The 10,128-nt window shown below is 41.1% G+C and carries 6 protein-coding genes; 1 reads left to right on the forward strand and 5 read right to left on the reverse strand.

Annotated elements, in window-relative coordinates:
• Positions 1–305 precede the first annotated feature (305 nt).
• From argH to BANVL01_RS25870, 5 genes are all read right to left on the reverse strand, one after another.
• Entirely contained in the window at positions 306–1,796 is a 1,491-nt protein-coding gene (gene argH, locus BANVL01_RS25850; RefSeq protein ID WP_066082735.1) for an argininosuccinate lyase, read from the reverse strand.
• Positions 1,797–1,867: 71 nt separating this feature from the next.
• On the reverse strand, positions 1,868–3,559 hold the full coding sequence (locus tag BANVL01_RS25855) for an ABC transporter permease (RefSeq protein WP_066082733.1): 1,692 nt from the start codon (positions 3,557–3,559) through the stop codon (positions 1,868–1,870).
• Entirely contained in the window at positions 3,553–4,659 is a 1,107-nt protein-coding gene (locus BANVL01_RS25860; RefSeq protein WP_066082731.1) for an ABC transporter ATP-binding protein, read from the reverse strand. The genes BANVL01_RS25855 and BANVL01_RS25860 overlap by 7 nt, the downstream gene beginning before the upstream one ends.
• Positions 4,660–4,672: 13 nt before the next feature.
• Positions 4,673–5,773, reverse strand: a complete 1,101-nt coding sequence (locus BANVL01_RS25865; RefSeq protein WP_066082729.1) for an extracellular solute-binding protein — start codon at positions 5,771–5,773, stop codon at positions 4,673–4,675.
• Between the two features lie 15 nt (positions 5,774–5,788).
• Positions 5,789–6,964 (reverse strand): ROK family transcriptional regulator, encoded by a 1,176-nt coding sequence (locus BANVL01_RS25870; protein ID WP_235845778.1) that lies wholly within the window; start codon positions 6,962–6,964, stop codon positions 5,789–5,791.
• Positions 6,965–7,322: 358 nt separating this feature from the next.
• On the opposite strand from BANVL01_RS25870, the gene BANVL01_RS25875 reads away from it, so the two are divergent.
• The gene (locus BANVL01_RS25875) at positions 7,323–9,827 is read left to right on the forward strand and encodes an NEW3 domain-containing protein (RefSeq protein ID WP_066096063.1); all 2,505 of its coding nucleotides are present in this window, start codon (positions 7,323–7,325) and stop codon (positions 9,825–9,827) included.
• The last annotated feature ends 301 nt before the right edge of the window (positions 9,828–10,128 follow it).

The raw sequence follows: 10,128 nt of genomic DNA on the forward strand, positions 1-10,128 counted from the left end.
AGCTTATACTCCATATAAGCTACTCAACTTCCACTAATCCCTCGGCTTCGGTCGCTTATACCCCTTTATAGTTCAAATTTGTGGTTGGGAATTTTGAGAAACGTCTATAATAGAGGTCCTACATTGATTTTTGGGCTTAATATCTGAGGAAATACATACTTAGTTGTGGGCTACGTAGATATTTTTGATCATAAGTGACGAGTACATCCAAATAGAAGGGCCCTACTTCGACGCTGTGAGCTTAAAACCCACACAAACATCAAAGTAGAACCCGTTTATACCTTTGACTCTATTTTTTTTGAACCTCAAATCGAATACTCTACTAATCTGTTCCGCAAAGCAGTTAATTTTTCCACTAAGCCTTCATAATCCTTCAGTTGAATCCCTAGCCTCTGTTGCCTCTCTCCAATCATCCGAACGACTTCTTTTGGACTTGGGCCGCCCTGGATGCTCCTAATCTCAACGAAGTATTCCGGCGAAATGATTTTTTTCCATTCCTGTTCTGTTAGTGCCACATCGACGAATCCGCTAATCATTTCGTTAATTTCGTCAATTTTCCACTCATATAATTCCTTCCGAGCACCAATTGTCTTTTTCGAAATAAAGCTTGCAACCGAATGGGCTTTTCTAAACGAAATGCCATAATCTCGCGCTAGTGTATCTGCTAATTCGGTAATCGTTACGCTTGATTTATGCGCCATTTTTTTCATATGCTCGTCGTTTACCTTTAGGGTTGTAATCACGGCATACATTAATTTCATGACTCGATTGGCATTCGTAAATGCCCGGTATAAATGGGGCTGCAGGTCATCCTCGGTATCGACAATATCGCCAAACGGGGTATTATGAATCATATTCATCGCTGCCAGCGCATCGCCATAGGCACTGCTGGCAATCGAGCGTGAATGTTCAATCGATACCGGATTTCGCTTCTGCGGCATGATACTGCTGACCTGTACATAAGGGTCGGCCACATAGAAAGAACCAAATTCTCTTGTCACATGCTGCAAGAAATCCTGAATCCATCTCCCAGTGTTCACCATGCAGGTCATTAAGGCAGAAGAGGTTTCCAGCAAATAATCGGCCCCAGCAATCGAGTCATAGGAGTTTTCAATTACTTTATCAAAACCTAAAAGCTCACAAGTCCGCGTGCGGCAAATCGGAAAACCCGTTGTGGTTAATGCCGCAGCACCTAGTGATGATTGGTTAACGGTTTCATAGGCTGACCACAAACGTTTTATATCCCGTTGTAATACATCATAAATCGCCAATAAATAATGTCCTAGTGTAGTAGGCTGGGCTGGCTGTGTATGCGTATAACCAGTTATATAGGTTTCGGTATGCTGTTCAGCCTGCCCTAATATGGCATCGCTCAACCGATACGCACTTTGCAGCAACTCTAAAAAATGTTCCCTTAATACTAACCGGTACATGGCCACACCCATATCGTTCCGGCTGCGGCCAATATGAATTTTCCCTGCTAATTCCGACCCGATTTCCTCGCCGATTTTGGCCTCCATCATGAAAAACAGGTCTTCGAACTGAGGTTGATACGATATTTGACCGATATCCGTCTTCGCTACTTTATTAATGCCCTTTAACATCTCTCTAGCTTCATCGGTTTTAATGATGTTTTGTTCTTCAAGCATGATTACATGGGCACGGTGAATATCAAACATGACATCGAATAAGAAATCGCGCTGATCGTTAAATACCGGCTTCAGCAGCTCTTCCACATACGTTTTTCCCGGAAAAGCCGTTCCTTCAGTTTTGATAAATTCCTCAAGCTTACTCATTTTTTTCATCTCCGTTTGATTCAACTACCATTCAGCGGCCGAACAATCCCACCACTGATTGAAGTTTCATTTTAAGACAATGATTGTTCAGCTTTTACACCGAAAACCTTATTTGAAATAAACAAGACAATGGCTATTAAGGCAATTTGAATCATTCCATATGCGGCAGCCTGGCCCATATTAAACATTCTGAGCTGATTCATAATTTCAATCGATATTGGTCGATTGGATATTGTGTACAATAATACCGATGTTGGAAATTCACCGACAGACTCTACGAACGCAAGTAAGGTTCCCGATAAAACACCAGGCATAATAATCGGCAGAATCACCCTCCTAAACGTATAAAACCATCGGGCCCCGAGATTTCTCGATGCTTCCTCAATGGAATCGTCTAATTGTTCAAGAACAGCGTTGGTTGAGCGCACTACTAAAGGAATGTGGCGGACAAAATATGCGAGTGGCAAGATCCAAAACGTACCAACGAGAATGTTTCCGAATGAGAAAATATTTGGCTCATTGAAAGCAAAGATCAGATTCATCCCGATAACGGTCGCTGGTAATGCCCATGGAATCATTACCAATATGTCGACAAAATTCTTTCCGATAAATTTTCGTTTCACAAGAAGATAGGACGTTAATACACCAAACACTAAGTTTCCGGCTGTAGCGATAAACGCTAAAATTAAACTATTCTTTAAAGGCTTAAATATATTTGGATCCTGTAACAATAAGCGATAGTTTTCAAAATTAAATACGGATGGATAGATTTGCCACGTCCAGGTTCCGTCCGGTACTAACGAAAGGAGCAGGATCGTGAAGTGCGGAAGCAGCAAGATTATCACGCCAATGATGCCAAGTAATACCATAATCCATTTCATAACAGGATTTTTCACTTCACTGCGATGGGCACCAATCCCTTTTGTGGCCATTCGGTAATCCTTCCTATTTTGATACCAGCGCATAAATAATAAGAAGGCAATCGAAACAATAGACAGGATGACAGATTGCGTGGCGGCAACCTCCATATCCCCATTTAATTTTGAAAAATAGATTTGCAGACTTAGTACGCGGTACCCGCCTGCTAATAAGAATGGCGCACTAAAGGATGCCATTGAGATCATAAATACGAGCAGTGAGGCAGCAACAATCGCAGGGGTTAATAATGGAAATGTTACCTTCCAAAAAACCTTGAATCGATTAGCGCCTAAATTATAGGCAGCTTCCTCAAGACTTGGATCGATTTTGTTAATGGCCGACGAGACTGTCATATAGAAATAAACATACATTGTATAGGCATGGACAACTAATATTCCCGAAACCCCGCCTATTTTAAAAGGGACTTTTTCCAGACCAAATAAATCCTTTATTAGGTTGGGGATTAAGCCTGTTTCCCCATATAAAAACATAAATGCCATGACCCCTACCAAGGATGGGAGAACGATTGGCATGATAGCGGCCGACGAGAAAAAGCCTCTGCCGGGAAAATCATAACGATTAAAGATAAACGCGAGAGGAATACCAATGAGTGCACTAACAAGCACGCTTAAGATAGAAATATAAACCGAATTCCACAAGGCTTGGAGATTGGTTTTTGATTCTTGGCTAAAGAAATCCAGATAGTTAGCTAAGGATGCTCCTCGCTCTGTTTGTAAACTTTCAATAAATGTCCTGATGGAAGGGTAAAGAACATAGGCAACCAATACTAATAGAACCGGAATCAGCAGCAGTATCGTAAACCTAGTATCACGATTTTTTAACATGAGACGTCACCACTTACGACAGGAATAACACGGATTTGGTCTTCCGGCAATTGTACCCACACATCCGCCCCAGACTCTAGATTATTAGACCTGTTGTTTAATAGATTCACTTGAAGAAGCAGCCCAGCTACATTCACACTCAGATTGATGACCGAGCCAAAAAACTCAACTTTCTCAATTTTTCCCTTTAGTATATTTGTTCCGTCTGTCTGCTGTTCAAAAACTTTAATTGCTTCAGGTCGAATGGAGATGGAAAGATCACCTTTTGCGTCTGGATTAAAATTATAGGGTAGATTATGTACAACCAATTCTCTCGACTCAGAGCCAAATTGGGCAGATACATAGACATGGTCTTGCTCAACCCTTTCAACTTTAACCGGTAAAAGATTGATTTCACCGATGAAACTAGCAACAAAATCATTCGCAGGTTCATTATAAATTTCAGATGGTGTCCCAACCTGGTGGCAAACCCCAAAATTAAAAACAGCAATTCGGTCACTCATCGATAACGCCTCTGCCTGGTCATGGGTGACATAAATGGTCGTGATCTTATATTCTTCTTTCAGCCTTAAGATCTCGCTTCTCATCTCATCCCGGAGCTTGGCATCCAAGTTGCTCAGCGGCTCATCAAGGAGAAGAATTTCCGGTTCAATGACCAATGCCCTTGCCAAGGCGACACGCTGCTGCTGCCCTCCACTTAACTGACTCACTTGACGATCAGAATATTTCTCGAGCCTTACTTTACGAAGCACATCTTGTACCCGTGTTTTCAGTTCTTTTGCCGAGATTTTTCTTACTCTTAAACCAAAAGCTACATTTTCAAACACCGTCATATGAGGAAAAAGGGCATAGTTTTGAAAAACCATGCCCGTATTTCTTTTTTCAGGAGGTACGCGCGTCATATCTTTATCGCCAAAACGAATCATGCCTTTTGTCGGATAATAAAAGCCAGCAATCATCCTTAGTGTTGTGGTTTTGCCACAACCGCTCGGTCCAAGGAACGTAAAGAATTCCCCATCCTTAATTTCCAAGTCTAAATGATCGACTGCGATTACTTTTCCAAACGCTTTTTGGACTTGATCTATCTTTATCGACGCCATTCCCTAACACTTCCTATTGTTTGATTTCTTTTGCACCGCTCTTGATGTTTTCATCCCAATACTTCATCCAGCTGTCGCCTTCTTTTTGGAAGACTTTCCAGTCAATATCCATCTTCTTAATTTCCGTATCGGTAATCCACTTTGGAAGGTCTTTCACATCTGTTCTTGTTGGAATTCGGTAAAATTCTTCTGCCAATATTTTAGCGGCTTCAGGTGTATTCACAAATTCGTAGAATGCCTCGGCAGCCTTCGGATGCGGCGCCCCCTTCACAACTGCGATTCCTTCGGTCAAGACTGGTGTTCCGCTTTTTGGAACAATAAATTCAAAAGGATAATTTTTGTTTTCCTTTAACATAACAACATCAGGCATGGCCCAGACAGAAACAACGCCTTCTCCTTTGGCCACTTTGTTGTACATCATCTCAGGGTTAGCAGAATATTCTTTAGTATTAGCGTCCAGCTTCTTCAACCAATCATATCCTTTTGCTGGATCATTGGAATCTTTGAAATCACGGTAAATCATCGCAGAGAAGATGGTTCTCATTGTTCCAGATGCAAGCGGGTAACGAATAATGATTTTATCCTTCCATTTCGCATCCAATAATTCATCCCAATCCTTAGGAGCATCTTCCTTCTTAACCTCTTTACTGTTATACATAATGACTTCAGGCGTTTGACTTGTACCGGACCAATTCCAGTCAGGGTCTCGGAAGCCGTCATCAAGGCTTCCTGAATAGGATGGTTTATATGGCGCCAGCAGCCCCTCATCCTTTGCCTGATCAAAGTTTACCGAAGGTGCTCCCCACCATACATCTGCTTGCGGATTATTTTTTTCCGAGCGAATCCGGTCAAGCACCTCTTGTGAACCCATGTCGAGCCACTCAACATCCACATTGTATTTCTCTTCAAATTGTTTTTCGAACTTCGTTAAAATGTCTTTTCCATGTGGTGAATAAACGACAATTTTCTCTTCTAGTTTTGCTTCTTTCTTGTCGGCCGGTTTCTTTGAAGGTGTGTTTGAAGTTTTCTCGGTGTCACCGCCACAGGCAGCAAGCAAAAGTGATGCGGAAAGTGTTAAAGCAGTTAAAATTGATACTTTTTTCTTATTTTTCACAAAAAATCCCCCTCTTTAAGAAAAGTTAATAATACTGTCGTGCTCACGTATAAATAATGAAACGGCTCCCAATACACCTGCATCCTCTTCTAATTGTGAAATGTTCAATTCTACTGAACTTGGAAGATAGTGATCTACAATTTCACGCAGCTTAGGTAAGATGAATTCAGATGACTTTAACACACCACCTCCCAAAATAATAACCTCCGGATTTAATAAACTAGCGGCATTAATAATTCCATAGGCTATATGCTCAATCGCCTCATCGACCACTTTGAGGGCGATCTCGTCACCTTTTTTTGCAAGCGTAAATGCCATCTCACCTGTTAGCTCTTCTAATTTAGCCTGTTCGTTTAAGGGATGGTCTGGATTTTGAATTACTAATTTTGTGAGTTTGTCACCAATTGCTTTCCCGCCAGCGACACTCTCTAAATAACCATACCGATGAAAAATCGGCTTGAATTCATTTTTCATATCGTTTTTATCGGTAACCATATAACCCATTTCACCAGCAGCATTGGAGGATCCTCGATAAAGCTGATTATGAATGATGATGCCGCTTCCAATCCCGGTGCCAATGGCGATGAACAGAACATTTTCCTTGTGTTTGGCATTTCCCAGCCATTGTTCCCCAAGTGCGGCAACATTGACATCATTGTCCATGTAAATTGGAAACGACAAATATCGTTCAGCTTCTTTAATGAAGGGATAGCGGATCCAATTCAAGCTGGGTGCTTCTACAACGATTCCAGTCGTTTCAGTTACTCCGGGCACTCCTACACCCATACCCAAAATCATTTGCTGATCAATCCCATTCTTTTGAATCATTACGCCAATTTCTTTTGCCATTTTCTTCAAAAGGCCGGTGTTTAAGTAGTGTTCGGTTTGAAAACTGCTCGAAGCAACGATATTTCCGTTTAAGTCACTGATGACCATTTTTACTTTTGTACCGCCAATATCAGTGCCAATGATATAGGCTGCTTTTTCGTTGAAATATAGGTGAATCGGTCTTCTTCCCCCTTGTGAGGTCGAATCGCCAATTCCTTTTTCAAAAACCCATTTTTCCTGGATCAGTTCATCCACTAAAAGTGAGACGGTCGGTTTACTAATTTTCATTTTCCCAGCAATTTCTGCCCTTGAGATTGGTGCGTGTTCCAAAATACACTGCAAGATTCTTTTTTTGTTTAGCATTTTATTTTCATTGATACTCATTGCATCACGGCCTTAATTATTTTGTCGAGTTAGTTAGTTTTAAGAATTAACTAAAATATAACTCAAAAAGTAACCGTTTACAATAATTATTTTTAAAAGGGTGAATATTAGAACTATACTTACTATATAGTCTAATATAACTATACCTTAATTGCCTATAGGAAGAAATAACTGTTTTAATATTCTGAATTTACTTTTCTCCTACTAGGTGTTTATTATTAGGTGAAGGGTGTTTTTCTTCAGTTAGTTAGGAAATTTAACTAACCTATTAGCTACTACATTCAAAGGGAGGGTGTAACAGTTGAATCTTAATTCAAAAATGAAAGGGGTTACAAAAATGAAGAAGTTTTTTCTTGGATTACTTTCTATTCTCTTGGTAGTATCATTACTGCCTTTTAGCGGAAGTGCTGCCAAAGCACAGGAACCAGATGTTGATCTATGGAATGCTGTAAAACCTCTAGAAACGACAGTTACCTTTCTTAATACCGGCGCACACCCGGATGATGAAAGAAGTGATTTTCTCGCCTATTTATCCAGGGGGCTCGGTGTTAAAACATCCAGTTTAATTGCTAACCGCGGTGAAGGCGGTCAGAACGAAATTGGTGACGAATTAGGAAATGGTTTAGGGATCATCCGCTCAAGGGAAATGATTGAGGCAGCTAAGATTACTGGCGTCAAAGCCTTTCATCTTAGTGAAACCACATCTGATGCCATCTATGATTTTGGTTTTTCTAAAAGTCCGGAAGAAACATTAGCCAAATGGGGAGAGGACTTAACGTACGAGCGTTTAATCCGCTTTATTCGGACGTACCAGCCTGATATTGTCATGCCTTCATTTAGAAACGTTCCTTCTGAGCACGGACATCACCGTACTATGGAAATATTAACTGAACGTGCCTTTGAAGATGCTGCAAATCCAGCCATTTTCCCTGAGCAATTAAAAGAGGGACTATCAGTTTGGCAGGTTAAAAAACTTTATCTACCAGCGGTATCTAAAGCAACAGCCACAACCTCGATTGAAATCGGCATGTACGATCCAATTTACAAGATGACTTATCCTCAACTAGGGGAGCAATCTCGTTATATGCACAAAAGCCAAGGGATGGGGAATGATATTCCGGCTGCACCAAGACAAGTTGATCTTGAATTATTTAAAACAGCGGTTGGAAACCAACCAGCTCTTTTTCAAGGTGTCCCATATAATTTCAGCGAATGGGCAAAAGAATTTCCGAAAACTGAAAATGACCTAAAAGTGCACTTTACGAAACTCCAAAGCAAATTAGACGCCATTGTTTCTTCCTACCCTAAGAAGGAACAGGTATTTGAGCAATCACAGAGTACCTTAAAAGATGTACGCAATTTGCTGAACAAAACAAAACAATCCAAGCTTTCTCCAGCGCTGAAAAATGATTTGCTTCATAAGCTTTCTTTAAAAGAAGAGCAATTGCAAACCGCTAGCTTTGCAGCATCACAGTTGGATGTTAGTGCTTCTTCTGAGTTCAATATCCTTACAAAGGGACAAACAACAAAAGTAACCGTAACACTAAAGAATAACGGAAAACAAAAACTACACAATGTCAGCGCTGATTTATTCGTTCCGGCTGGCTGGAAGATTACCTCCAAGAATAACGCAAGTAACTTGGCACCAGGTGAATCCAGACAACTATCCTATCAGGTTGCGGTTCCTAAAGATGCCGAGTATTTTCATGCCTACAAAACACCGGCCATTGAAGCAAACATCACCTATGAATCCACAGGTACAAAAATAAGCCAAATCAAAGATTTAAACGGTACAATCGCGGTTCTTCCGGATGTTGGTCTCACCTTATCTCCTGAAGATATTGTCGTGAATACAGCAGATGTCCAAGAGAAAATCCCTGTTACCGTTAAGGTTAAAAATTACCGTGCCGGCGCTGCCCAATCATCGGTAACCTTAAATGTTCCGGAAGGGTGGAAAGTCTCGCCAAGTAAAGCAGACGTTGCTTTCAATAGCCATTTAGAAGAAAAAGCTATCGACTTTACGTTATCACCGCCAAAAGATATTAAAGCAGGTGACTTTAAAATTATCGCTGAAGCAGCGGTTAACGGTAAAACCTTTAATTCCACTGTACAAACAATCAACTATGATCATATTGGAACTTTCTATTACGAGTATCCGGCACAAGTTAACGGTGTGGCCTTTGAACTTTTGAAAAATGACAACTTGAAAATTGGTTATGTTGAAAGCGGATTTGATAAGGTCGCAGATTATCTTAATAACGCGGGACTAAATGTAACAAAACTAACGGAATCCGATTTGAAAACAGCTGATTTAAGTCAATACGATAGCATTGTTGTCGGGATTCGCGCCTACCTGTCTCGGGCTGACTTAATCGCAAGTAACGAGCGTCTCAAACAATATGTTTATAATGGCGGACACTTAGTCGTGCAATACCATAAACCTGGAGATGGCTGGAACGCCCAAACTACGGCTCCATATCCATTAACGATTGGAAATGTGTCCATTCAGTGGAGGGTAACGGATGAGAATGCTAAAGTAACGGTGTTGCAGCCTAACTCACCTCTATTCAACTATCCAAATAAAATTACTGATAGTGATTGGGATCATTGGATACAAGAAAGAGGACTGTACTTCCCAATGGCGTGGGATAATCGATACGAAACATTTGTCAGAATGGCAGACCCGGGCGAAGCTCCATTCGATGGCGGAATTCTGATGGCTAATTACGGTAAAGGAACATACCTTTATACAAACCTAGTCTTCTATCGCCAAATCCAAGGCCAAGTTCCAGGCGGCTACCGGATTTTCACAAACCTAATAAGTTATCGAGCGAATAACTAAAGTGAAGAAAACAGTCCCTCGCGGTCATAGCGTGGGACTCTTTTATTCTTTATAAGCTACCCAACTTGGGCGGCTTTCTTGGTTTCGGTCGCTAATACCCCTTATAAGCTACCCAACTTAGGCGACTTTCTCGGTTTCGGTCGCTTATACCCTTATAAGCTACCCAACTTAGGCGACTTTCTCGGTTTCGGTCGCTTATACCCCTTATAAGCTACCCAACTTGGACGGCTTTTTCGGTTTCGGTAGCTTATACCCCTTATAAGCTACCCAACTTGGACGGCTTTCTCGGTTTCGGTCGCTT

The sequence above is a fragment of the Neobacillus novalis NBRC 102450 genome, assembly GCF_001591805.1.
Taxonomy (GTDB): Bacteria; Bacillota; Bacilli; order Bacillales; family Cytobacillaceae; genus Neobacillus; species Neobacillus novalis.

What these genes read in the sequence shown, in the direction of transcription:
- argH (WP_066082735.1), bottom strand. Translation starts at nt 1,796, where the DNA reads ATGAGTAAGCTTGAGGAATTTATCAAAACTGAAGGAACGGCTTTTCCG.
- BANVL01_RS25855 (WP_066082733.1), bottom strand. Translation starts at nt 3,559, where the DNA reads ATGTTAAAAAATCGTGATACTAGGTTTACGATACTGCTGCTGATTCCG.
- BANVL01_RS25860 (WP_066082731.1), bottom strand. Translation starts at nt 4,659, where the DNA reads ATGGCGTCGATAAAGATAGATCAAGTCCAAAAAGCGTTTGGAAAAGTA.
- BANVL01_RS25870 (WP_235845778.1), bottom strand. Translation starts at nt 6,964, where the DNA reads ATGCTAAACAAAAAAAGAATCTTGCAGTGTATTTTGGAACACGCACCA.
- BANVL01_RS25875 (WP_066096063.1), top strand. Translation starts at nt 7,323, where the DNA reads ATGAAGAAGTTTTTTCTTGGATTACTTTCTATTCTCTTGGTAGTATCA.